Here is a 23,792-nt window from a genome sequence, read left to right as displayed (position 1 = left end):
TGGGCAAAGACAAGGTGGGTGTCCCGATAAACTGGCCCTCATTTTAAGGAGCGGGACTTCCACCCGGCTCCGCCAAGGTTTCACCCAGGGTTTCATGGCATTCAAGGACCTCCCTCTCGCCGCCCGCCCGCGCGAAAAACTCATCTCGCGCGGGGCCGCCGCGCTTGCGGACGCCGAGCTGCTGGCCCTGCTGCTGCGCACCGGGGTGGCGGGCCAGAACGTGCTGCAGCTGGCGCAGCAGTTGCTCGACCGCTTCGGCGGCCTGTCGGGCCTGCTGCACACCGGCCCCGACGAGCTCAAGACCGTGAAGGGCATGGGCGGCAGCGCCAAGCGCTCCGAGCTGATCGCGGTGCTCGAGCTGGCCCGCCGCGCCATGGGCGAGCGGCTGCAAGAACGCGCGGTGTTCGATTCGCCCGATACGGTCAAGCAGTACCTGCAGCTGCACATCGGCTCGCGCCCCCACGAAGTGTTCGCGGTGGTGTTCCTCGACGTGCAGCACCGCCTGATCGCGCTGGAAGAGCTGTTTCGCGGCACGCTCACGCAGACCAGCGTCTACCCGCGCGAAGTGGTCACTCGCGCCATCCACCACCAGGCCGCGGCCGTGGTGCTGTCGCACAACCACCCGAGCGGCAGCATCGAGCCCTCGCGCGCGGACGAGTCGCTCACGCAAACGCTGCGCGCCGCGCTGGCCCTGGTGGACGTGCGGGTGCTCGACCACGTCATCGTGAGCCCCGGGCAGAGTTTCTCGATGGCCGAGAAAGGGCTGCTCTGATGGCGCCGCGTCCCCCCTCCCTCAAGAACCTGGCCGACCTGAAGCAGGTGCAGCGCGTGCTTGCCGAAACGCGCGAACGCGAAGCCGCCGAAGCGGCGGCCAAGGCCGCGGCCGAACGCAGGCGCGCGGCCGAAAAAGACCTGTTCGCCCGCGCCATCGGTGCCACCGAGCCGCTGCGCCGCAAGGCGTCGGTGCCGCTCGCGCCCGATCGGCCCGCGCCCATCCCGGTGCAGCACCAGCTCGACGAGCAGCGCGTGCTGCGCGAGTCGCTGTCCGACGAGTTCGACGTGACCACGCTGCTCGACGTGGACGACGCCATGAGCTTCCGCCGCCCCGGCATCGGCACCGGCGTGACGGCGCGGCTGCGCAAGGGCGAATGGTCCATCCAGGCGCAGCTCGACCTGCACGGCCTGCGCAGCGACGAGGCGCGCGAGGCGCTCGGCGGCTTCATCCGCACCGCCCACAAGCAGGGGCTGCGCTGCGTGCGCGTGGTGCACGGCAAGGGGCTGGGCTCGCCGGGCAAGCAGCCGGTGCTGAAGACGAAGGCGCAGCGCTGGCTGATCCAGAAGAACGAAGTCATCGCCTTCGTGCAGGCCAAGCCGGCCGAAGGCGGGGCGGGGGCGCTGGTGGTGCTGCTGGCGCCCGTGCGGCGCTGAGTCTGGCGCCTTCCCCCTTTGGGGGGAGGGTGCAAGACGGGGCGGCTTCAGGCCAGGTGGTTTTTCAACGGCACCGACACGTCAGCTACAGCCGCCGCATCCGGGCTGCGCCCCGCTTCGAGCAGCTTGCGGCTCATCATGTGGTCGACCGGCGCGTTCACCGACTCCACGCACACGAGCTGCCCGTCGACATAGTGGAACAGCGAGAACGCCTCGGGCTTGGGGCCCGGGCGGCGCACGCTGGTCAGGCCCGGCGTGCCCTCGGCCGGCATCAGGCCCGCCATCTGCAGGCGCATGCTGCCCTGGTCGGACCAGAACCACGCCACCGAATCGTGATCGCGGCCCGCGCCGGTCAGCGTGGCGACAGCCGTGCGGGCCTGGTCGTTGGCGTTCTGCACCGATTCGAGCCGCAGCACGCGGCCCGCACGGCGGTCGGGAAAGCGTGTGCAGTCGCCCACCGCCAGCACACCGGCCGCGCTGGTCTGCATCTGTGCGTCGACCACGATGCCGTCGGCGCATTCGATGCCGGCCGCTTGCGCGAGCGCGGTCTCGGGCACCGCGCCGATGCCCAGCAGCAGCAGGTCGACCGGTTGCTTCACGCCGTTGACCTGCACCGACAACAGCCGGTCGCCCTCGACCTCAAACGCGCCGGTCTGCGCGCCGAGCACGATGTCGATGCCCGCCGCGCGGTGCGTGGCGAGCACGTGCGCCGACAGCTCGGGCGACACGGCGCGGCCCAGCAGGCGCGGCGCGCTTTCGATCACCTGCACCGACTTGCCGAGCGCCTTGGCGGTGGCCGCCACTTCGAGCCCGATGAAACCGCCGCCCAGCACGGTGACCCGCTCGGCCGAGGCGAGCCGCGCGCGCAGGCGATGCGCTTCATCGGCGGCGCGCAGGCTGGCGACGTTCTCCAGGTCCGGCTTCAAATCGGGCATCTGGCGCGCCCGCGTGCCGGTGGCCAGCACCAGGCGCTCCCACGGCAGCACCGCGCCGGAGCGCAGCGTGACGGTGTGCGCCTCGCGGTCGATGCCCACGGCCGCATCGCCCAGGTGCAGCGTGATGCCCGCTTCGCGGTACCAGTCGGCGGCCTTGTGCGGCTGCGTGACCTCTTCGGCGCTCTTGAGGAAGGCCTTGGACAGCGGCGGGCGGTGGTACGGCTCGCAGGCCTCTTCGCAGACCAGGTGCACGCGCGCGCCCTGCCCTGCCTCCGCAAGGCCGGCACACAACTGGGCCGCGGCGTGGCCGCCGCCGATGATGACGATGGAATTCATGATGAGGAAAGCGTCTTTCGAAATCGTTGTGGGTCGGTCATTCGCCGCGATTGCGCATCCAGTCGGCGGTCTTGAAAAAAGAGTCGCGCAGGCGTTCGCGCAGGTCTTCGGGCACGCCCGTCTCGCCCATGGCCTGGTCCATGCAGGCCAGCCACTGGTCGCGCTCCTTGATGCCGATGGAGTGTCCGCCGATGCTCTGCGGCAGGTGGCGCGCGCGCAGCATCGGATGGCCGAAACGGTCGGTGTAGTGCTGCGGGCCGCCGAGCCAGCCGCACAGGAACCAGAACAGGCGCTGGCGTGCGTTGTCCAGGCTGGTGCCGTGCACGGCGCGCAGCTGCGCGTAGGCGGGTTCGAGGTCCATCAGGTCGTAGAAGCGCTCGACCAGCGCCTCGACCTTGGGTTCGCCGCCGATCCACTCGAAGGGCGTGCCGGCGGGCGGCTTGTCTTGAATCTGCATGGGCGGGAGTATCTCTCTGTGCGCTTGCTAGCCCTGCACGAGGTTCGGAATCTCCACATCGGGATTCACGTCGGCCTCGTAGTCCACGCCTTCGACCGCGAAGCCGAAGAGCCGCAGGAACTCGGTCTTGTAGCCCGCGAAGTCGGTGAGCGCGTGGATGTTCTCGCTGGTGACCTGGGGCCACAGTGCCAGCACCTGCGCCTGAACATCGGGTGCCAGTTCCTTGTAGTCGGCGCGCAGACGGCCTTCGTCGTCGATGTGCGGTGAGCTGCCGTAGAGGCTGTCGGCATAGAGGCCGTAGACCTGTTCGATGCAGCCCTCGTGCGTGCCCTTCGCCTTCATCACCTTGAACAGCAGCGAGAGGTACAGCGGCATCATCGGAATGGCCGAGCTCGCCTGCGTGACGACCGCCTTCAGCACGGAGACGCGCGCGTCCCCGCCCTTTTCAGCCAGCCCGGCGCGGATGCCGAGCACCTTCTGGTCGAGGTCTTTCTTGGCGGCGCCGATGGAGCCGTTCCAGTAGATGTCGTGCGTGATCTGCTCGCCCAGGTACGTGAAGGCGGTGGTCTTCGCACCATCGGCCAGCACGCCGGCCACCTGCAGCGCGTCTATCCACATCTGCCAGTCCTCGCCGCCCATCACGGCGACGGTGTTGGCGATCTCTTCCTCGGTGGCGGGCTCGAGCAGCGTTTCTCTCACGACCTCGTTGTCGGTGTCGAGGCCGCGCAGTGTCACCGCCTTGCCGATGGGCTTGAGCGTCGAGTTGAAGACCTCGCCGGTCTTCGGGTGCGTGCGGCGCGGTGCGGCCAGGCTGTAGACGACGAGGTCGACCTGGCCGAGATCGGCGCGGATCGCATCGATGGTCTTCTGCTTGATGTCGTCGGAGAAACCGTCGCCGTTGATGCTCTTGGCATAGAGGCCTTCTTCGGCCGCTGCGCGATGGAAGGCGGCCGTGTTGTACCAGCCGGGCGAGCCAGGCCTGTTCTCGCTGCCGGGCCGGTCGAAGAACACGCCGAGCGTGTCGGCGCCACAGCCGAAGGCCGCGGTGATGCGCGCGGCGAGCCCGTAGCCCGTCGATGCGCCGATCACCAGCACCTTCTTCGGCCCGCCTGCGATCTGGCCCTGTGCCTTGACGTAGCCGATCTGCTGCCTCACGTTGGCTTCGCAACCCGTGGGATGGGTCGTGACACAGATGAAGCCGCGCACGCGGGGTTTGATGATCATGGGATGTTCGCTGAAGATGGGAAGACCGAAGAGCGGCTGGGAGCCGCACGTTCTCATCCTGCGAATTTAACCCTGCCCGGGCAACGGGCCCTCAACCGCCCCAGAGGCAGAATGCGAGCGGCGCGGCGGACGGGCTTGGCGAACCTCATCATTTCCCGAATCCGCCTGCGAAGGGAGACGAGACCATGGGAAGCTATTCGTATCTGTATTTTTCAGACGCCAAAGCCGAGCCGGGACAGGGGGAGGTTTCCGACGACTCACCCTTCCTGCTGTCCAATTCCCGCCTTCCGCTGCTGTGGCTCGCTCTTTTCCAGCGCGAGGACATCATCGACGTGCCCGATCCAGGCGAGCCGGACGTTCTCTGGCCCTACCTGGTTGCTCCTCGGACAGGGGCCATGGCGGCGCTTGCCGCGAGACGCTCGCTTTTGACGTCGCGCTTCCCCGCCATGGAACCGCGGTGGTTCGACCAGTTCTCAGCGATGGTCGCGCATGCCCCCCTCGCCTTCGTTCACCTCGACACCATGGAGATTGGCTCGGTGTTCGGCACGGGCTCCGAGTGGCGGCAAATTCTCGCAACACTCCTGGGCATGTTCGAATCCGATGCCGCCCGATCGGAGACGGGCTGGCGTCAGTTCGACGCGGGCTTCAGGGGTGCCTACGAAGGAGCGCACGCCGACAAGCCATGGACCTATTGCGGTGGGGGCGGTGCAGGCTCGCCCATGCCATGGGATCCGCTCGATTGAACTGGGCACCACTCATAGTTGTATGCACATGTCGATATATGAATTGATCATTTAATGAATCGAAGTTTTATTGATAAGGTTCCGCCCTTGCTTTCACCGAAGGAGAAGAACATGCGCCTGAACCTCATTGCCGCGGCCGTCGCCGCGTCCACCCTGCTGCTCGGCACCGTCGCCCACGCCGACCAGCTGGCCGACATCAAGAAGAAGGGCGAGCTGGTCGTCGGCGTGCTCGGCACCGACGAGCCCGCGACCTTCGTCGACCCGAAGACGCGCCAGATCGTCGGCTACGAGGTCGACCTGGTGAACGCCATCGCCAAGAAGATCGGCGTGAAGCCGGTGCTCAAGCAGATTGCGGTGGCCGCGCGCATTCCCGAGCTGCAGCAGGGCCACGTGGACCTGGTGGCCGCCGGCCTCACGCACAACAAGGAGCGCGAGGCGCAGATCGACTTCTCGCTCACCACCTTCGTCACCGGCCAGAAGGCCATCGTGAAGAAGGACAGCGGCATCAACGAGGTGCCGCAGCTCGCGGGCAAGAAGGTGCTGACCATCCGCGGCGGCACGCAGGAGCCCAACATCCGCAAGGCGGTGCCCAACGTCGAGGTCGTGACCTTCGACACGAGCCAGCAGGCCTTCCAGGCGCTGCAGCAGGGCAAGGGCGTGGGCTACGTGGACGACGAGGCGGCGCTGCTGCGCAGCTACGCCAAGCTGGGCCCGCAGAAGGCGCAGTACGTGGTGCTCAAGCAGAACCTGAGCACCGAGGCGCTGGCCATCGGCATCAAGAAGGGCGAGAGCGGCCTGAAGGCGGTGGTGGACGACACGCTGCGCGAGCTCGAGAAGTCGGGCGAGGCGCAGAAGATCTTCGTGAAGTGGTACGGGCCGACGACGGCCTCGGGCTTCCAGACGCGCGACTTCAAGCTCGACAGCGACAAGATCGACTGACCTTGGTATTTCTCCTTCCCCTCCCGGGGGAAGGCCGGGATGGGGGCAAGCGGCGTCCGATGGAACGCAGCGCCTTTTCAAGCGCCGCCCTGCCCCCACCCCAACCCTCCCCCAGCGGGGGAGGGAGCGAATCCCCTTCGCGGCAGTGATACTGTCGCCCCCCATGCCCCTGTTCGACTATTCCTTGCTGCTCACCGGCAAGTACCACGACATGCTGGTCGCGGGCCTGCTGCTGTCGCTGCAGCTGCTCGTGGCCGCGCTGGTGCTGGCCCTGCCCATCGCGCTGGTGGTGGCCATGCTGCGGCTGTCGCCCTTCGCGCCGATGCGGTGGCTGGGCTTTGCCTACGTGGAATCGATCCGCAACATCCCGCTGCTCGCGCACATGCTGTTCTGGTATTTCGGTGCGCCCGAACTGCTGCCCGAAGGCATCAAGCAACGGCTCTACGCCGGCCACATCGAGGCCTACAGCGCCATCATCGCGCTCGCGCTCTACACCGCGGCCTTCATGGCGGAAGACATCCGCAGCGGCATCCGCGCGATTCCCACCGTGCAGTTCGAGGCGGGCCGCGCGATGGGCTTCAGCTACCTGGCCACCATGCGCCGCGTGGTGCTGCCGCAGGCGTTGCGCGTGACGGTGCCGCCGCTCATCTCGCAGACACTGAGCCTGTGGAAGAACACCTCCATCGCCACCGTGATCGGCGTGGCCGAGCTGATGTATCAGGCCGGCCAGGTCGAGAGCGCGACCTTTCGCAGCTTCGAGTCCTTCGCGTTCGCGAGCGCGGCTTACCTGACGGTGTCGCTGGTCATCACGGGGCTGGCCACGTGGTACCACCACCGGTACCCGGTGCGGACCGTCTGAAGGCGTCGTGTCAATGGTTGAAATCATCAACGACTACTGGGTGTACTTCCTCATCGGGCAGTACCCGAACGGCCCGCTCGGCGGGCTGGTGCTCACGCTGCTGCTGGCCTCGTGCGGCCTGGTGCTGGCACTGCCGCTGGGCATCTTGCTGGGCCTGGCGCGCGTGAGCCCGTGGCGGTGGCTTCGCTGGCCGGTCACCGGCTTCGTGTTCGTGGTGCGCGGGGTGCCGCTGCTGATGGTGATCTTCTGGGCCTACTTCTTCCTGCCCAGCGTCACCGGCGTGAAGACCGACCAGTTCACCACCATGCTGATCGCGCTGGTCATCTTCGATGCGGCCTACCTGGCGGAGATCGTGCGCGCCGGCATCCAGGGCCTGCCGCGCGGACAGATGGAAACCGCCCGCGCGCTGGGCCTGGGCTACGGGCGCGCGATGCTCCTGGTGGTGCTGCCGCAAGCGCTGCGCAGCATGCTGCCCTCGCTGGTGAACCAGTTCGTCTCGACCATCAAGGAGACCTCGCTGGGCTACATCATCGGACTGGCCGAGGTGTCGTTCATCGCCACGCAGATCAACACACAGGTGTTCACCAAGCCCGCGCAGATCTACCTGATCCTGGGCGGCACGTACTTCATTCTCTGCTTCGGCCTGTCGCGCTTCGCCTACTGGCTGGAACGCCGGCTCGCGCGCCGCGGCATCTCCACCGCCACCGCCAAGGTGACCGCATGATCGAACTCGACAAAGTCAACAAGTGGTACGGCAGCTACCACGCCCTGGTCGACGTGACCGAGACCATCCACAAGGGCGAGGTGGTGGTCGTGTGCGGGCCCTCGGGCTCGGGCAAGTCGACGCTGATCCGCACCTTCAACCGGCTGGAGCCGATCCAGTCGGGCCGCATCGTGGTCGACGGCCAGGACATCCACGCGGGCGGCCTGGACGTGAACGCCTTCCGCTCGCGCATCGGCTTCGTGTTCCAGCAGTTCAACCTGTTCCCGCACCTCACGGTGCTGCAGAACTGCACGATGGCGCCGATGCAGCTGCGCGGCCTGTCGCGCCAGGAGGCCGACGAGCGCGCGATGGCGCTGCTGCACCGCGTGGGCCTGTCCAACAAGGCCAATGCGTGGCCGAGCGAACTCTCGGGCGGCCAGCAGCAGCGCGTGGCGATCGCCCGGGCGTTGGCCATGCAGCCGCCGCTGATGCTGTTCGACGAGCCCACCAGCGCGCTCGACCCCGAGATGGTCGGCGAGGTGCTGCTGGTGATGCGCGACCTCACGCGCGACGGCATGACCATGGTCTGCGTGACGCACGAGATGGGCTTCGCACGCGAAGTGGCCGACCGCGTGCTGTTCATGGACGAAGGCAAGGTGCTGGAGCGCGCCACGCCCGACGACTTCTTCAACCGCCCGCAGCATTCGCGCGCGCAGCAGTTCCTGTCCGACATCCGCTCCCCTTTTGCACGCGACGCATGACGAACCTCGCCTCCCTCCCCCTCATCGACGTGGCGCCGCTGGTGGCCGGCACTGCCGGGCGCGACGCGGTGGCCGCGCAGATCGGCGCGGCCTGCCGCGCGCACGGCTTCTTCTACGTGACGGGCCACGGCGTCGATGCGGCGCTGGTGCAGCGGCTCGAAGACCTGAGCCACCGCTTCTTCGCGCTGCCTGAGGACACCAAGATGCAGTGGCGCATGGCCCTCGGCGGCCGTGCGTGGCGTGGCTACTTTCCGCTCGGCGGCGAGCTGACCTCGGGCCGGCCCGACTGGAAGAAAGGCCTCTATCTCGGCACCGAGCTGCCCGCCACCCACCCGCTGGTGCAGGCGAAGACGCCGGTGCATGGGCCCAACCTGTTCCCCGACGTGCCGGACTTTCGCGAAACCATCCTCGACTACATGGCGGCGGTCACGCAGCTGGGCCACCGGTTGATGGAAGGCATTGCGCTGAGCCTGGGCCTGCCGGCGGCCTACTTCCGCGAGCGCTACACGGCCGATCCGCTCATCCTTTTCCGGCTGTTCAACTACCCGACGCAGCCCGTGCCCGAAGGCCTCGACGTGCAATGGGGCGTGGGCGAGCACACCGACTACGGGCTGCTGACCGTGCTGCACCAGGACCACATCGGCGGCCTCGCGGTGCACACGCCCGGCGGCTGGGTCGACGCGCCGCCCGTTGCCGGCTCGTTCGTCTGCAACATCGGCGACATGCTCGACCGCATGACCGGCGGGCTGTACAAATCGACGCCGCACCGGGTCAAGCGCAACACCTCGGGCCACGACCGGCTGTCGTTCCCGCTGTTCTTCGACCCGAACTTCGACGCGCGCGTGCAGCGCATCGAGGGCCTCGAAGGCGTCAAGGGGGCCCAGGCGCGCGACGACAGCGCCGAGCGCTGGGACCGTGCCAACGTGCACGCCTTCAACGGGCGCTACGGCGACTACCTGCTCGCGAAGGTGTCGAAGGTGTTTCCGCAGTTGCGCGACGAAGTGCTCTGAATCACGCGGGTTGCGGCCGGCCTTTCAAGAAAGGCGCGTGCCGCACTTGGTCACCGCAGCCTCGCCGCCTCCGCCGGAAACCAGCGAGGCAGGTGCGGCACCGCGTCGTTCAGCGACTCGAGCACATGGAACGCCCGCTCGACGATGGCCGTGGGCGGATGCTTCAGATCAGGCACCACGACCACGCGCAGGCCGGCGGCCAGCGCGGCCTTGGCGCCGTTCTCGCTGTCCTCGAAGGCGATGCACTCCGCCGGGTCCACGCCCAGGCGCTCGGCCGCGAGCAGGTAGAGCGCCGGATCGGGTTTGGCACGCGCCACCTCGTCGCCGCCCGCGAAGGCCGAGAAATGGTGCAGCACGCCGAGACTGCCCAGGCAGGCCTCGATCTGCCCGCGGGTGGACGACGACGCCACGGCGCAGCGCGTACCCCGCTGGCGCAACGCGCCCAGCAGCTCGGCCGCGCCGGGCTTGATGGGAAACAGCGGCGTGCCGTCCGAGCGCTCCAGCTGCAGGCGCTGGCGCACATGGTCGACGGCATGGGTGTAGGCCTCGGTGCCGCCCAGCAGCCCGGCCAGGATGAGCCGCGACTCCGCCATCGCCAGCCCCACCACCTGCAGGTACTGGCTGTGCGAAAGCTCGATGTCGAGCGTGCGGGCGGCCTCGATCCAGGCGGCCATGATGGGGCGCTCCGAATCGATGAGCAGCCCGTCCATGTCGAAAATTGCAGCGGCGAACATCCGGTCATCCTCATGAAAAAGGGGCCGAAAGGCCCCTTTTGAAAGAAACGTGGCGGCAGTGCCGGCGGTCAGTCGCGCACCAGCGCCCGGTTCAACCCGAGCGCCACCAGCGTGGCGACGGCGCCCGACAGCAGGTAGATGCTGACGTAGGCCAGCCCGAAGTGGGCCGACAGGCCCAGCGCGACCAGCGGCGCGAACGCGGCACCGACGAGCCAGGCCAGGTCGGCCGTGAGGGCCGCGCCGACGTAGCGGTACTTGGGGGCGAAGTTGGACGTCACGGCGCCAGCCGCCTGACCGTACGACAGGCCCAGCAGCACGAAGCCCAGCAGGATGAAGATGTCCTGGCCGACCCGGCCGCCGTCGAGCAGCGTGGGTGCAAACCCGCTGAACGCGGCGATCACGGCAGCCAGGCCACCCAGCGTGAAGCGGCGGCCGATGCGGTCGGCCAGCAGGCCCGAGGCCACGATGCCGGCGGCGCACAGCACCGCGCCGATCATCTGCACCACCAGGAATTCGGAGACCGACTGGTCGGAGTACAGCGTGATCCAGGACAGCGGGAACACGGTGATCAGGTGGAACAGCGCATAGCTGGCCAGCGCGGCGAAGGCACCGATCAGCAGGTTGCTGCCCTGCGAGCGCACCAGCTCGACCACGCTGGTGGGCTGCAGTTCGCGCTCTTCGAGCAGGCGCGAATACTCTTCGGTGGCCACCAGGCGCAGGCGGGCGAACAGCGCCACCACGTTGATGGCGAAGGCCACGTAGAAGCTGTAGCGCCAGCCCCAGTCGAGGAAATCCTCGCGCGGCAGGCTCGAATACAGGTAGGCAAACAGTGCGCTGGCAATGAAGAAGCCGATGGGCGCGCCCAGCTGGCCCAGCATGGCGTACCAGCCGCGGCGGTTGGCCGGTGCGTTCAGCGCCAGCAGCGACGGCAGGCCGTCCCACGAGCCGCCCAGCGCCAGGCCCTGGCCGAAGCGGAACACCGACAGCAGCACGATGGCCGTGAAGCCCAGGCTGGCATAGCCCGGCAGGAACGCGATGCCCGCCGTGGACGTGCCCAGCACGAAGAGCGCCAGCGTCAGCTTGGCTTCCCGCCCGAAACGTCGCTGGATGGCCATCGAGATGACAGTTCCGAACGGACGCGCGATGAATGCGAAGGAAAAGATCAGGAAGGAGTACAGCACGCCTTCGAGGTGCTGCTCGAACGGAAAGAAGACCGCCGGGAACACCAGCACCGAGGCGATGCCGTAGACGAAGAAGTCGAAATATTCGGAGGCGCGGCCGATGATCACGCCGACGGCGATTTCGCCGGGGGCGATGTGCGAGTGGTCGTCACCCGGGCGGGCGTCGCGTTCAGGCGAGCTCGGCTGCGGATGGGCGCCTGGCGGAGTGATGCTGGACGTCGTCATTGCTTGCTGTATTTCGAATGTCGCGGGGGCGCGCGACACATAAGGATCATGGACAACCTGTAGCGTCTCACCGAAACACGTTTACCGCCATAGGACAAAACGTCCAATAGGCAAAACCCGTCTCACGGCGTAGATTGTGGGGTCATTTTGCGCCGACCCTGCACCTCTTTTCCCCACGGCATGCACATCCTAAAGAACCTTCGCCGATCACTCCTGCTGCTTCCAGTCGCCCTCCTGGCCGGCTGTAACACGGTGTTGATGAACCCCTCCGGCGACATCGCCCATCAGCAGGGACGCCTCATCGTCGTCTCCACCGTGCTGATGCTGATCATCATCATCCCGGTGGTCGCCCTGACCATTCTTTTCGCCTGGCGATACCGCCAGTCGAACAAGGAAGCGGTCTACAGCCCCGACTGGGACCACTCCACCCAGCTCGAGCTGGCGATCTGGGCGGCGCCGCTGCTCATCATCATCGCGCTCGGCGCCATCACCTGGATCAGCACCCACACGCTGGACCCCTACCAGCCGCTGCGCCGCATCGACGCCCAGCGCGCCATTCCCGCGGACACGCAACCGCTGGTGGTCGAAGTGGTGGCGCTCGACTGGAAGTGGCTCTTCATCTACCCTGAGCAGGGCATTGCCACGGTGAACGAGCTGGCCGCCCCGGTGGACCGCCCGATCCTGTTCAAGATCACGGCCTCCTCGGTGATGAACTCCTTCTTCATTCCCGCGCTGGCCGGCCAGATCTACGCCATGCCCGGCATGGAGACCAAGCTGAACGCGGTCATCAACAAGCCGGGCGAGTTCGAAGGCTTCTCGGCCAACTACAGCGGCGCCGGCTTCTCGGGCATGCGCTTCAAGTTCCACGGCCTGAGCCACGGCGACTTCGACCAGTGGGTCGCCAAGGTCAAGACCGGCACCGAAGGCGAACTCAGCCGCGCGCTCTACCAGAAGCTCGAGGCGCCCAGCGAACGCGAGCCGGTGCGCCACTACGCGACCGTCGCGCCCGACCTGTACGACGCCATCCTGAACCGCTGCGTCGACAGCAGCAAGATGTGCATGAAGCAGATGATGGCCATCGATGCCGACGGCGGACTGGGCAAGCCCGGCGCCTTCAACGTGGCCACCATGCAACCCTGGCAGCCCGACAACATCAATTCGCCGAAGCGTAAGTACGTCACGGCAATGTGCACTACCGAAGAATAACGATGCTCGAACACCTCGACCTCACGAAGCTGGTCTTCGGCCGCCTCTCCTGGGAGGCGATTCCCTTCCACGAGCCCATCCTGCTCGCAACCTTCGGCGGCGTGGTGCTGGGCGGCCTCGCCGTCCTCATCGCCCTGACGTACTTCAAGCTGTGGGGCCCCTTGTGGCGTGACTGGATCACCAGCATCGACCACAAGAAGATCGGCATCATGTACATCATCCTGGGCCTGGTGATGCTGCTGCGCGGCTTTGCCGACGCGCTGATGATGCGCGCCCAGCAGGCCATGGCCTTCGGCGACAACGCCGGCTTTTTACCGCCGCACCACTACGACCAGGTCTTCACCGCCCACGGCGTGATCATGATCTTCTTCGTGGCGATGCCGCTGGTCACTGGCCTCATGAACTTCGTGGTGCCGCTGCAGATCGGCGCGCGCGACGTGGCCTTCCCGTTCCTGAACAACTTCAGCTTCTGGATGACCACCTTCGGCGCCGGCCTCGTGATGGCGTCGCTGTTCGTGGGCGAGTTCGCCAAGACCGGCTGGCTGGCATACCCGCCGCTGTCGGGCATCATCTTCAGCCCCGACGTGGGGGTCGACTACTACATATGGTCGTTGCAGATAGCGGGGGTGGGCACGTTGCTCTCGGGCGTGAACCTGCTGGCGACCATCGTGAAGATGCGCGCACCCGGCATGACCATGATGAAGATGCCCGTCTTCACCTGGACCGCCCTGTGCACCAACGTGCTGATCGTCGCCGCATTCCCGGTGCTGACCGCCGTGCTGGCCCTGCTGTCGCTCGACCGCTACGTCGGCACCAACTTCTTCACGAACGACATGGGCGGCAACGCCATGATGTACGTGAACCTGATCTGGATCTGGGGCCACCCCGAGGTGTACATCCTGATCCTGCCGGCCTTCGGCATCTTCTCGGAAGTGGTCTCCACCTTCTCCGGCAAGCGCCTGTTCGGCTACGCCTCGATGGTGTACGCCACGGTGGTGATCACCATCCTGTCGTACCTCGTGTGGCTGCACCACTTCTTCACCATGGGCTCCGGCGCCAGCGTGAACTCGTTCTTCGGCATCACGACCATGATCATCTCGATCCCGACCGGGGCGAAGATCTTCAACTGGCTCTTCACCATGTACCGCGGCCGGATCCGTTTCGAGCTGCCCATGATGTGGACCATCGGCTTCATGATCACCTTCGTGTTCGGCGGCATGACCGGCGTGCTGCTGGCGGTCCCCCCGGCCGACTTCGTGCTGCACAACAGCCTGTTCCTGATCGCCCACTTCCACAACGTGATCATCGGCGGCGTGCTGTTCGGCATGCTGGCGGGCATCACCTACTGGTTCCCGAAGGCCTTCGGCTACAAGCTCGACCCGTTCTGGGGCAAGTGCTCGTTCTGGTTCTGGATCGTCGGCTTCTGGACCGCCTTCATGCCGCTGTACGTGCTCGGCCTGATGGGCGTCACGCGCCGCATGAGCCACTTCCAGGACATGTCGCTGCAGATCTGGTTCCAGGTCGCCGCCTTCGGCGCCGTGCTGATCGCACTGGGCATTGCGTGCTTCATCATCCAGCTGGTGGTGAGCTACATCCGCCGCGATTCGCTGCGCGACACCACGGGCGACCCGTGGGACGGCCGCACGCTCGAATGGTCGACCTCGTCGCCCCCGCCGGCCTACAACTTCGCGTTCACCCCGCGCATCCATGACAACGACGCCTGGTCGGACATGAAGGCCCGCGGCTACCAGCGCGCACTGGACGGCTTCAGCCCGATCCACATGCCCAAGAACACGGCCGCCGGCTTCGTCATCGCCGCACTGAGCGCGGTGCTCGGCTTCGCCATGATCTGGCAGATGTGGCTGCTGGCCGGCGTGAGCTTCGTCGCCATGCTGGTCGCCATCATCGTCCACACCTTCAACTACAAGCGCGACTACCACATCCCCGCGGATGAAGTGGTTCGCACCGAAGACGCGCGCACGCGCCTCCTGGCTGCCCATGTCTAACAGCACCACCCTCCCCTCCAGCCACACGAACACCGTGGGCAACGCCTCGAGCGTGCCCACCTTCGAGCTGTTCAACGTCCGCAACGAAGACCACCATCCGGAGAACGGGACCCTGCTGGGGTTCTGGCTCTACCTGATGAGCGACTGCCTGATCTTCGCGTGCCTGTTCGCGGTGTACGGCGTGCTGGGCCGCAGCTACGCGGCCGGCCCCTCGGGCGCCGACCTGTTCGACCTGCCGCTGGTGGCGATCAACACCTCGCTGCTGCTGCTGTCGTCCATCACCTACGGCTTCGCCATGCTGCAGATGCAGCAGCGCCGCATGGGCGGCGTGCTGGTCTGGCTGGCCATCACCGGCCTGCTGGGCGCGGGCTTCATCGGCCTGGAGCTGTATGAATTCGCGCACCTGATCCACGAAGGCGCCGGCCCGCAGCGCAGCGCCTTCCTGTCGTCGTTCTTCGCGCTGGTGGGCACCCACGGCCTGCACGTGACCTTCGGCATCGTCTGGCTCATCGTGCTGATGTTCCAGCTGCCCAAGCACGGCTTCACCGCCGCCAACCGCCGCCGCCTGATGTGCCTGTCGATGTTCTGGCACTTTCTGGACGTGGTCTGGATCGGCGTCTTCACCTTCGTGTACCTGATGGGATCGCTGCAATGAGCGCGCATATCGACAACGCCGGCCACGGCGCACATGGCCACGACGACCATGACGACGGCCCCGTGAGCCACAGCACCTTCAAGGGCTACATGACCGGCTTCGTGCTGGCCGTGATCCTGACCGCCATTCCGTTCTGGCTGGTGATGGCCAAGGTGTTCGACAAGCCCAACACGACCGCCCTGGTCATCCTGGCTTTCGCCGTGGTGCAGATCGTGGTGCACATGGTGTATTTCCTGCACATGGACGCCAAGTCCGAAGGCGGCTGGAACCTGCTTGCGCTCATCTTCACCATCGTGGTCGTGGTCATCACGCTGGCCGGCTCGCTGTGGGTCATGTATCACATGAACACCAACATGATGCCGTCCATGCACGACATGAAGAACATGCCTTGACGGCGAGCGCAGTCCGCCACCACCGCTCAGCCGCCGCGCGGGTGGCGCTGGCGGCCTGCGCCGTCATCGCCTTTGCCGGGTTCTTCGCACTCGGCACCTGGCAAGTCGAGCGCCGCGCCTGGAAGCTCGATCTCATCGCCCGCGTCGACCAGCGCGTGCACGCCCCGGCCTCCGCGGCCCCCGGGCAAGGCGAATGGTCCGCCATCAGCGCGGCCAACGACGAGTACCGGCACCTTCGCATCGCCGGCACCTTCCTCCACGACAAAGAGACCCTGGTGCAGGCCAGCACCCGGCTCGGCGCCGGCTTCTGGGTGCTGACCCCGCTGAAGGCCGCCGACGGCACCACGGTGCTGGTCAACCGCGGCTTCGTGCCACCCGAAGCGCGTGAACGCAAGGCGCGCACCGCCCCCGAGCCCCAGGGCGAGACCACCGTCGACGGCCTGCTGCGCCTCACCGAGCCGAACGGCGGCTTCCTGCGCAAGAACGACCCCGCGGCTGACCGCTGGTTCTCGCGCGACGTGCAGGCCATTGCCGCAGCGCGCGGCCTGACGAACGTGGCGCCCTACTTCATCGACGCCGAAGCGGCACCGGCGCAGGCAGCGCAGTCCACCGACACACCCGAATGGCCCGCCGGCGGCCTGACGGTCATCGCCTTTCCCAACAGCCACGCGGTCTATGCCTTCACCTGGTACGGCCTGGCGCTGATGGTGCTGGGCGCGGCGTGGTTCGTCTGGCGCGACGAGAAGCGCCGAGGGTCACCGGAGTGAGCCCCAAGGGTGCGGCGAAAATGCAGGCCATGCCGACGCCCACCCCACCCAAGATGTTCGCCACGACCGAGGCTGTCGCGGGCGAGCTGCCTGCCCCCCGCGTCGGGTTCTCGAACCTGGACAACGCCACCGGCCACCAGAACATGCTGCAGCTGATCCAGCTGCGCTGGTTCGCCGTGGTCGGGCAGGTGGTCACCATCTTGCTGGTGCACTACGGCTTCGCCATCCGGCTGCCGCTGGACCACATGCTGCAGGTGCTGACCTGCCTGGCGCTCTTCAACATGGTCAGCCTGTGGCGCTCGCGCAGCCCCCGGCGCGTGACCAACGGCGAACTGTTCCTGGCGCTGCTGATCGACGTGGCCACGCTCACGGCGCAGCTCTACCTGAGCGGCGGCGCGACCAACCCCTTCGTGTTTCTGTTCCTGCTGCAGGTGACGCTGGGCGCGGTGCTGCTCAAGCCCTGGTCGACCTGGACCATCGTGGTCATCACCAGCCTGTGCTTTGCGCTGCTGGCGCTGTTCTCGCGCCCGCTCGCGCTGCCGCTGGACCACGACCGCGGCCTGTGGAGCCCCTACATCCAGGGCATGCTGGTGTGCTTTGCGCTGAACGCGGCGCTGCTGGTGATCTTCATCACCCGCATCAGCCGCAACCTGCGCGCACGCGATGCGCGGCTGGCCGACATGCGCCAGCGCGCCTCGGAAGAAGAACACATCGTGCGCATGGGCCTGCTGGCCTCGGGCGCGGCGCATGAGCTGGGCACGCCGCTGGCCACGCTGGCGGTGATCCTGGGCGACTGGCGCCGGCTGCCGCACTTCAGCTCCGACCCCGAGCTGCTGACCGAGGTGGCCGAAATGGAACTGCAGATCCAGCGCTGCAAGAGCATCGTGAGCGGCATCCTGCTGTCGGCCGGCGAGGCGCGCGGCGAGTCGTCCGAGGAAACCACCGTCAGCACCTTCCTGGACGCGCTGGTCGCGGAATGGCGCACCACCCGCCCCATCGAGGACTTCGAGTACGACAACCGCTTTGGCCGCGACCTGCCCATGGTCTCCGACTCGGCGCTCAAGCAGATGATCTGCAACGTCCTCGACAATGCACTGGAAGCCTCGCCGCACTGGCTGCGCCTGGAAGCGGCGCACGACGCCGACACGCTGACCATCACCGTCACCGACGCGGGCCCCGGCTTCCTGCCGGCCATCCTGAAGGAGTTCGGCAAACCCTACCAGTCGAGCAAGGGCCGCCCCGGCGGTGGCCTGGGGCTGTTTCTGGTCGTCAACGTGGCGCGCACGGTGGGCGGACGCGTCGCGGCGCTCAACCGGCCCGAAGGCGGCGCCATCGTGAAGATCACGCTGCCGCTGGCGGCGATCGTGCTGGAAGAGGAAGAAGTGGAAGAAGAGGAAGTCGCGTTCGTCGGGAACGACGCCCTCCCGGCGAGCGGAACCATCGAATCGGAAGGCCATGACAGACACCGAAGCTGAGCGCCAGTTGCTGATCGTCGAGGACGACGACGCTTTCGCGCGCGCGCTCGGCCGCTCGTTCGAGCGCCGCGGCTACGGCGTGGCGCAGGCGAGCAACCTCGTGGAGGTCGAGTCCCTGCTGGCCGCCAGGTCGCCCGGCTACGCGGTGGTCGACCTGAAGCTCAACGGCGAGGCCTCGGGCCTGGCCTGCGTGCAGATCCTGCACCGTCACAACCCCAAGATGCTGATCGTGGTGCTCACGGGCTTCGCCAGCATCGCCACCGCGGTGGAGGCCATCAAGCTGGGCGCCTGCCACTACCTGGCCAAGCCGTCGAACACCGACGACATCGAGGCCGCCTTCGGCCGTGCGGCCGGCACCACCGAGGTGGAGCTGACCAACCGCTCGACCTCGATCAAGACGCTCGAATGGGAGCGCATCCACGAAACGCTGGCCGAGACCGGCTTCAACATCTCGGAGACCGCGCGCAGGCTCGGCATGCACCGGCGCACGCTGGCGCGCAAGCTGGGCAAGCAGCAGGTCAAATAGGGCCGGGCCAAACCGGCACGGTGCGGTTCTTGCAAACCGGCTCCCCACATCCACCCCACGCGCATGAGGTATCGATGACAGCTCCTTCACAGACGCAACCCGCGGCACGCAGCACCCTCCTGGCGGCACGCGACCAGACGGCGATGGAAGAACTCTTCAACACGCTGAGCCACGGCCTGGGCCTGGTGCTGGCCATCGCCTCGTTGCCCGTGCTGGTCTACAGCGCGGCGCAGAAGGGGCAGGCCGCGGGCGTGGTCGGCGCCTGCCTGTTCGCGGGCACGGCGATCGTGCTGTACCTGATTTCCACGCTGTACCACGCGCTGCCCATGGGCCGCGCCAAGGCCTGGTTCAACCGGCTGGACCACGCGGCCATCTACCTGTTCATCGCGGGCAGCTAAATGCCCTTCCTGTTCGGCGTGCTGCGCGGCCCGCTGGGCTGGACACTGTTCGGGGCCATTTGCGCGGCCGCGGTGCTGGGCGTGAGCGCCAAGCTGTTCAACCGGTTGCAGCATCCGCTGTGGTCGACCGGGCTGTACGTGGCGATGGGCTGGATGGCGCTGATGGCGGCCGTGCCGCTGTACGAGCGCATGTCGGCGGCGGGGCTGGGCTGGCTGGTGGCGGGCGGGCTCTTCTACACGGCGGGCGCCGTGGTGTTCCTGTTCGACAACAAGGTGCGCTTTGCGCATTCGGTGTGGCACCTGTTCGTGCTCGCGGGCAGCACCTGCCATTTCTTCGCCGTGCTCTGGCACGCGCACGGCTGAGCGCCTGCCTCGTGCACACGGCTGAGCGCCTGCCTCGGTGCGCACGGCCGAGCCTGCGCCTCAGTAATGCGGCGGCAACTCGTCGCGAGGATTGCTCCCCGAGCCGTCCTGCATCGCGTTCTGGCTCTGCTCGCGCAGTTGCGCAACCTGCCGGATCAGCCGGTCGATCTGTTCCTGCTGGCGGTAGATCGTCATGTTCAGTTGCTCGAGCAGGTCTTCGGCGTAGCTGGACTTGATCTCGAGTTCGGTCAGCCGCTCTGCGAGCGCGTTCGGTGAATGGTCCATGCCGCTATTGGACAGGAAGATCGAGTGCTTCCTTGTGACACCCTGCCTTGCTCCCTCCCCTTCCGGGGGAGGGCTGGGGTGGGGGCAAGCGGCATGTCAAACACCAGCGGCTTTTGCTAAGGCCGCGTGCCCCCATCCCAGCCTTCCCCCGTGAGGGGAAGGAGCAAGACGTCCCCTCAGCAAGCCGGCGACTTCAACGCCCCCGCCGCCTCTTGCGCCTGCGCCTCGCCGCGCAGGAACACGAACACCACCAGCGCCGTCAGCACCGTCACCCCCGCCAGCACGCACAGCAAGGTGCCGAACGCCGCGCCGTACGCCTGAAGCAGCACCGCGCGGTCGATGCCGGGCAGCAACGCCATCGCCTGCGACAGGTCGCCCGTCGTCATGCGCTGGGCCGCCTGCGACGCCCCGGCGTCATGGCCCAGGCGCCCCAGCTGCGCCGCCACCAGCGCCGCGAGCCCCGCCCCGACCAGCGCCAGCGCGATGCCCTCGCCCGCCACCCGCACCGTGTTGAAGATGCCCGACGCCATGCCCGCACGCTCGCGCGGCACCACGCTCACGGCCAGCCCGTCCATCAGGCCCCACGGCAGGCCGATGCCCGCGCCGATCAGCAGCAGCGCCCCGGCCAGTTCGTGCAGCGGCGCGCCCGGCGCGCAGCGGCTCAGCCAGACCAGCCCGGCCGCGCACACCAGCAGCCCGACCGCGGAAATCGCACCGGCCGAGAACCGGTGCGCCAGCCACGCGGCCAGCGTCGGCACCACGAGGATGGGCCCCGACAGCGCGAACATGATGCTGCCCGCCTCCAGCGCGCTGCGCCCTTCCAGCCCGATGAAGCGGATCGGCAGCAGCACCAGCAGCACCACGAAGCCATAGGCCGGCGCCGCGGCCAGCAGCTGCACGCCGACGAAGCGCGGAAAGCGGAACAGCGTCAGGTCGAGCATCGGGTGCGCCACGCGCCGCTCGATGGCGATGAAGGCCGCACCCATCAGCGCCGCGCCCGCCAGCGGGCCGACGACCCACGGGCTGCCCCAGCCGCTGTCGGGCGCCTGCAGCACGCCCAGCGTGAGCAGGCTCAGCGCGGCGGTGAAGGTGATGGTGCCCGGCAGGTCCAGGCCCATCGCGTGCGGATTGCGCGACTCGCGCATGCAGGCCGCGGCCATGCACAGCGCCACGAGGCTGACGGCCCCGGGGCCCAGCATCACGGCCTGCCAGCCGAACGCCACGGCCAGCCAGCCCGACAGCGCGGAGCCGCACGACAGCCCCACGCCGAACGCGGTGCCGATGAGGCTGAACGCCCGCATGCGCGCCGCGCCGTCGAACACCTGCGCCAGCGCGGCGGTGCCTGCCGCGAAGGCCGCGGCCGAGCCCAGCCCCTGCAGGGCGCGCGCGAGGTCGAAGGCCAAGATGCCCGGCGCCAGCGTCAGCAGCGAACTGCCCAGCGCCATCACCGCGAGCCCCAGCAGGAACACCCGCTTGCGGCCGTACGCATCGGCCAGCGCGCCGGCGGCCATCAGCGTGGCGCCGAAGCTCAGCATGAAGGCATTGGTCACCCAGTTCAGTTGCACCGGGCTGCCGCCGAGCGCGGCATGCACGGCGGGCAGCACCACGGCCGGGCCGGTGAAGCTCAGCGGCATGCCCAGCGCGGCCAGGCAGACGGCGGCGAGCAGCCAGTTCTTGGGGGAGGACGACAGCATCGAAAAAGCGCCTTCGCGCAGAAAGAACAAGAAGGGGCAAAGATAAAAAGGATTCAATGCAATGAGAATGGCGCCTTTGATCCTCAGACCCCCAACCCAAGGTTGCCAATCCATGGACAGTTTCAGCGGACTCGAATCCTTCGTGCGCGCGGCGGACCTCCTGAGCTTCGCCAAGGCCGGGCGGCTGCTGGGCATCTCGGCCTCCGCCGTGGGCAAGAACGTCGCGCGGCTGGAACAGCAGCTCGGGGTGCGCCTGTTCAACCGCACCACGCGCCACACGCGGCTCACGCAGGAAGGCGCGATGTTCCACGAGCGCTGCCGCCGCATCCTCGACGAACTGGACGACGCGCGCGCCATGATGCAGGACGCCGTGGCCGCGCCGCGCGGCCGCCTGCGCGTGAGCCTGCCGACCATCGGCTATCGCTTCCTGCTGCCGGTGCTGCCGGCCTTCAAGGCGCGCTTTCCCGAGATCGAGCTCGACCTCGACTTCAACGACCGGCTGGTCGACGTGATCGCCGAAGGCGTGGACGTGGCCATCCGCAGCGGCGAGCTGGTCGACTCGCAGCTGGTCGCGCGCCGGCTCGGCCCGTTCCATTTCGTGCTGGCGGCGTCGCCCGCCTACCTGGCGCGCCACGGCGTGCCGCTGGTGCCGGCCGACCTCGCGCGGCACGCCTGCCTGCGCTACAAGTTCGTCACCGGCGGCAAGGTCGAGGAATGGGACCTGCCCGGCCTGCCCGAACAGCTGCCGCCGGGCCTGCTGTGCAACAACATGGAGGCCATGCTGGGCGCGGCCATCGCGGGCCTCGGCGTGGCCTACATGCCCGACTTTCTGGCGCGCGATGCGCTGCGCCGCGGCGAACTCCAGCGTGTGCTGGCCACGCACCTGGTGCGCCAGGGCCAGTTCTCGGCGCTGTGGCCGTCGAGCCGGCAGCTCTCGCCCAAGGTGCGCGCGTTCGTGGATTTCGCGGGCGAGCACATGTTCAAGCCAGCCGGCGACGCCACCGGCATTGAGAACTAAGGCTTAAAGTTTCCGGCGGCCGTGCCGATAACACGGAGATGCCTTCCTCCCACGCCTTCCCGGACTCGCAGGCGTTCACGGCCGGCGGCCTCGCGCTGTCCGAACTCATCGGACCCCTGAGCCACGCGCTGGACCTCACCTCGGGCCAGCCGAGGGGGCATTGCGTGCGCGCCTGCTGGATCGGCATGAACATCGGGCGGCAGATCGGCCTGGACGAGGCGTCGCTGCGCGACCTGTACTACACCGTGCTTCTCAAGGATCTGGGCTGCAGCAGCAACGCCGCGCGCATTTCCGAGCTGTACATGACCGACGACCTGCGCTTCAAGCGCGAGTTCAAGCAGGTCGGCGACAGCTGGCCGCGCATGCTGCGCTTCGTGTTCAGGCACACCGGCTCGAAGGCCGGCCTTCCGGCGCGGCTGCGCGGGCTGCTGCACGTGCTGCGCAACGGCCCGCTGATTGCGGACGAGCTCATTCGCACCCGCTGCACGCGCGGCGCGGCCATCGCCCGGCGGTTGCGCTTCGGCGAGCCGGTGGCGCAAGGCATTGCAAGCCTGGACGAACACTGGGACGGCAGCGGACGGCCGCAACAACTCAAGGGCGACGCCATTCCGCTGCATGCGCGCATCGCGTTGCTGTCCCAGGCGGTGGAGGTGCTCCATGGCGCGGGGCACGCCCCCCTGGCCATTCATGAAGTGCGCCGCCGCGCGGGCACCTGGTTCGACCCGTCGCTGGTGGCGGCGTTCGACCACGTCGCGCTCGACCCCCTGTTCTGGCACCGCCTGGCTTCGCCGGCATTGGAGGCCCGCGTGTTCGCGATGGAACCGGCCAGGGGCCGGGTCGCGCTGGACGACGGCTATCTCGATGACATCGCCGAAGCCTTCGGCGAGGTGGTGGACGGCAAGAGCCCGTTCATGGCCGGCCACAGCGCGCGCGTGGCCGCCAGCGTGGACAACATCGCCCTTGAGTTCGGCCTGGCGCCCGCGCGCCGGCGCTGGCTGCGCCGCGGCGCACTGCTGCACGACGTCGGCAAGCTGGGCGTGAGCAACGCGGTGCTCGACAAGCCCGGCAAGCTGGACCGCGCCGAATGGGACGCCGTGCGGCGGCATGCGCAGCACACCGAAACGATCCTGTCGCGCATCGGCGCCTTCGGCGACCTGGGACGCATCGCGGCGGCCCACCACGAGCGGCTCGACGGCACGGGCTATCCGCGTGGGCTGAAGGCGGAACAGATCCCGCTGGAGACACGCATCATCACGACCGCGGACATCTTCGATGCGCTCTGCGCCACGCGCCCCTACCGCGCTGCGGTTCCGCTCGCCGGAGCGCTCACGGTGATGGCCGCAAGCGTCGGCACCGCCATCGACCCGGCCTGCTTCGAGGCGCTGAAGCGGGTGGTCGGATGACCTCTGAAAGATAGGCTGCTACGCAATTAAATTGCGCACATTTCTTACATCCGGACAGACTTTGCCTGC

General features: G+C 67.7%; 24 protein-coding genes and 1 pseudogene. 18 read left to right on the top strand and 7 right to left on the bottom strand.

Going from position 1 to position 23,792, the window contains the following annotated elements; genetic code table 11:
* The first annotated feature begins 94 nt into the window (after positions 1-94).
* Both radC and AC0IYU_RS22385 read left to right on the top strand, forming a co-directional pair.
* A complete protein-coding gene (radC, locus tag AC0IYU_RS22390; RefSeq protein WP_472121207.1) occupies positions 95-772 on the top strand; it encodes a RadC family protein in 678 nt (225 codons plus the stop codon).
* Entirely contained in the window at positions 772-1,428 is a 657-nt protein-coding gene (locus AC0IYU_RS22385) for a Smr/MutS family protein (RefSeq protein ID WP_472121204.1), read from the top strand. The genes radC and AC0IYU_RS22385 overlap by 1 nt, the downstream gene beginning before the upstream one ends.
* Positions 1,429-1,475: 47 nt before the next feature.
* Here AC0IYU_RS22385 and AC0IYU_RS22380 read toward each other — a convergent pair whose 3' ends face one another.
* Genes AC0IYU_RS22380 through fabV form a run of 3 tightly spaced genes read right to left on the bottom strand, consistent with a single transcriptional unit; the run spans position 1,476 to position 4,380 of the window.
* Positions 1,476-2,699 carry an NAD(P)/FAD-dependent oxidoreductase gene (locus tag AC0IYU_RS22380; RefSeq protein ID WP_472121202.1) on the bottom strand — a complete coding sequence of 408 codons (1,224 nt, stop codon included), beginning with the start codon at positions 2,697-2,699 and terminating at the stop codon, positions 1,476-1,478.
* A gap of 37 nt (positions 2,700-2,736) precedes the next feature.
* Positions 2,737-3,156, bottom strand: a complete 420-nt coding sequence (locus tag AC0IYU_RS22375; RefSeq protein WP_472121199.1) for a group II truncated hemoglobin — start codon at positions 3,154-3,156, stop codon at positions 2,737-2,739.
* 27 nt (positions 3,157-3,183) lie between these two features.
* Positions 3,184-4,380: an enoyl-ACP reductase FabV gene (gene fabV / locus AC0IYU_RS22370; protein ID WP_472121196.1), complete on the bottom strand. Its 1,197-nt coding sequence runs from the start codon at positions 4,378-4,380 to the stop codon at positions 3,184-3,186.
* Between the two features lie 185 nt (positions 4,381-4,565).
* Here fabV and AC0IYU_RS22365 point away from each other — a divergent pair, with 185 nt between their 5' ends.
* The 6 genes from AC0IYU_RS22365 to AC0IYU_RS22340 all read left to right on the top strand — a co-directional run bounded on the left by AC0IYU_RS22365 (position 4,566) and on the right by AC0IYU_RS22340 (position 9,395).
* On the top strand, positions 4,566-5,123 hold the full coding sequence (locus AC0IYU_RS22365; RefSeq protein ID WP_472121193.1) for a hypothetical protein: 558 nt from the start codon (positions 4,566-4,568) through the stop codon (positions 5,121-5,123).
* A 111-nt stretch (positions 5,124-5,234) separates the two neighbouring features.
* Positions 5,235-6,062 carry an ABC transporter substrate-binding protein gene (locus tag AC0IYU_RS22360; RefSeq protein ID WP_472121190.1) on the top strand — a complete coding sequence of 276 codons (828 nt, stop codon included), beginning with the start codon at positions 5,235-5,237 and terminating at the stop codon, positions 6,060-6,062.
* Positions 6,063-6,225: 163 nt separating this feature from the next.
* The gene (locus AC0IYU_RS22355; RefSeq protein ID WP_472121187.1) at positions 6,226-6,921 is read left to right on the top strand and encodes an amino acid ABC transporter permease; all 696 of its coding nucleotides are present in this window, start codon (positions 6,226-6,228) and stop codon (positions 6,919-6,921) included.
* Positions 6,922-6,934: 13 nt separating this feature from the next.
* Entirely contained in the window at positions 6,935-7,645 is a 711-nt protein-coding gene (locus AC0IYU_RS22350) for an amino acid ABC transporter permease (protein WP_472121184.1), read from the top strand.
* The gene (locus tag AC0IYU_RS22345) at positions 7,642-8,385 is read left to right on the top strand and encodes an amino acid ABC transporter ATP-binding protein (RefSeq protein ID WP_472121181.1); all 744 of its coding nucleotides are present in this window, start codon (positions 7,642-7,644) and stop codon (positions 8,383-8,385) included. The genes AC0IYU_RS22350 and AC0IYU_RS22345 overlap by 4 nt, the downstream gene beginning before the upstream one ends.
* Positions 8,382-9,395 carry an isopenicillin N synthase family dioxygenase gene (locus AC0IYU_RS22340; protein WP_472121179.1) on the top strand — a complete coding sequence of 338 codons (1,014 nt, stop codon included), beginning with the start codon at positions 8,382-8,384 and terminating at the stop codon, positions 9,393-9,395. Before AC0IYU_RS22345 ends, AC0IYU_RS22340 begins: the two co-directional genes overlap by 4 nt.
* 50 nt (positions 9,396-9,445) lie before the next feature.
* Here AC0IYU_RS22340 and AC0IYU_RS22335 read toward each other — a convergent pair whose 3' ends face one another.
* Positions 9,446-10,129 carry an HAD family hydrolase gene (locus tag AC0IYU_RS22335; protein ID WP_472121176.1) on the bottom strand — a complete coding sequence of 228 codons (684 nt, stop codon included), beginning with the start codon at positions 10,127-10,129 and terminating at the stop codon, positions 9,446-9,448.
* Positions 10,130-10,197: 68 nt separating this feature from the next.
* Positions 10,198-11,535: an MFS transporter gene (locus AC0IYU_RS22330; protein ID WP_435436124.1), complete on the bottom strand. Its 1,338-nt coding sequence runs from the start codon at positions 11,533-11,535 to the stop codon at positions 10,198-10,200.
* A gap of 180 nt (positions 11,536-11,715) precedes the next feature.
* Between AC0IYU_RS22330 and cyoA the strand changes: the two genes are divergently transcribed.
* From cyoA to trhA, 8 genes and pseudogenes are all read left to right on the top strand, one after another.
* Positions 11,716-12,741 carry a ubiquinol oxidase subunit II gene (gene cyoA / locus AC0IYU_RS22325; protein ID WP_472121173.1) on the top strand — a complete coding sequence of 342 codons (1,026 nt, stop codon included), beginning with the start codon at positions 11,716-11,718 and terminating at the stop codon, positions 12,739-12,741.
* A 2-nt stretch (positions 12,742-12,743) separates the two neighbouring features.
* Positions 12,744-14,747 carry a cytochrome o ubiquinol oxidase subunit I gene (gene cyoB / locus AC0IYU_RS22320; protein WP_435484707.1) on the top strand — a complete coding sequence of 668 codons (2,004 nt, stop codon included), beginning with the start codon at positions 12,744-12,746 and terminating at the stop codon, positions 14,745-14,747.
* On the top strand, positions 14,740-15,402 hold the full coding sequence (gene cyoC / locus AC0IYU_RS22315) for a cytochrome o ubiquinol oxidase subunit III (protein WP_472121170.1): 663 nt from the start codon (positions 14,740-14,742) through the stop codon (positions 15,400-15,402). The genes cyoB and cyoC overlap by 8 nt, the downstream gene beginning before the upstream one ends.
* Positions 15,399-15,794, top strand: coding sequence for a cytochrome o ubiquinol oxidase subunit IV (cyoD, locus tag AC0IYU_RS22310; protein ID WP_435484709.1), 396 nt, complete (start codon positions 15,399-15,401; stop codon positions 15,792-15,794). Before cyoC ends, cyoD begins: the two co-directional genes overlap by 4 nt.
* Positions 15,791-16,561 (top strand): SURF1 family protein, encoded by a 771-nt coding sequence (locus AC0IYU_RS22305; protein ID WP_472121167.1) that lies wholly within the window; start codon positions 15,791-15,793, stop codon positions 16,559-16,561. Before cyoD ends, AC0IYU_RS22305 begins: the two co-directional genes overlap by 4 nt.
* 29 nt (positions 16,562-16,590) lie before the next feature.
* On the top strand, positions 16,591-18,036 hold the full coding sequence (locus tag AC0IYU_RS22300) for an ATP-binding protein (protein WP_472121164.1): 1,446 nt from the start codon (positions 16,591-16,593) through the stop codon (positions 18,034-18,036).
* Positions 18,017-18,562, top strand: coding sequence for a response regulator transcription factor (locus tag AC0IYU_RS22295; RefSeq protein WP_472121162.1), 546 nt, complete (start codon positions 18,017-18,019; stop codon positions 18,560-18,562). The genes AC0IYU_RS22300 and AC0IYU_RS22295 overlap by 20 nt, the downstream gene beginning before the upstream one ends.
* 74 nt (positions 18,563-18,636) lie before the next feature.
* A pseudogene (gene trhA, locus AC0IYU_RS22290) lies at positions 18,637-19,323 on the top strand (PAQR family membrane homeostasis protein TrhA).
* A 60-nt stretch (positions 19,324-19,383) separates the two neighbouring features.
* On the opposite strand, the gene AC0IYU_RS22285 reads toward trhA, so the two are convergent.
* Positions 19,384-19,608, bottom strand: coding sequence for a SlyX family protein (locus AC0IYU_RS22285; protein ID WP_472121159.1), 225 nt, complete (start codon positions 19,606-19,608; stop codon positions 19,384-19,386).
* Positions 19,609-19,784: 176 nt separating this feature from the next.
* A complete protein-coding gene (locus tag AC0IYU_RS22280) occupies positions 19,785-21,302 on the bottom strand; it encodes an MFS transporter (RefSeq protein ID WP_472121157.1) in 1,518 nt (505 codons plus the stop codon).
* Between the two features lie 112 nt (positions 21,303-21,414).
* Between AC0IYU_RS22280 and AC0IYU_RS22275 the strand changes: the two genes are divergently transcribed.
* Both AC0IYU_RS22275 and AC0IYU_RS22270 read left to right on the top strand, forming a co-directional pair.
* On the top strand, positions 21,415-22,320 hold the full coding sequence (locus tag AC0IYU_RS22275) for a LysR family transcriptional regulator (RefSeq protein WP_472121155.1): 906 nt from the start codon (positions 21,415-21,417) through the stop codon (positions 22,318-22,320).
* 38 nt (positions 22,321-22,358) lie between these two features.
* On the top strand, positions 22,359-23,723 hold the full coding sequence (locus AC0IYU_RS22270; protein ID WP_472121152.1) for an HD-GYP domain-containing protein: 1,365 nt from the start codon (positions 22,359-22,361) through the stop codon (positions 23,721-23,723).
* Positions 23,724-23,792: the final 69 nt, after the last annotated feature.

Source organism: Variovorax sp. AC103, from assembly GCF_979254005.1.
The sequence above is the reverse complement of the archived record's forward strand: the minus strand, read 5'-3'. Positions and strand labels throughout refer to the sequence as shown.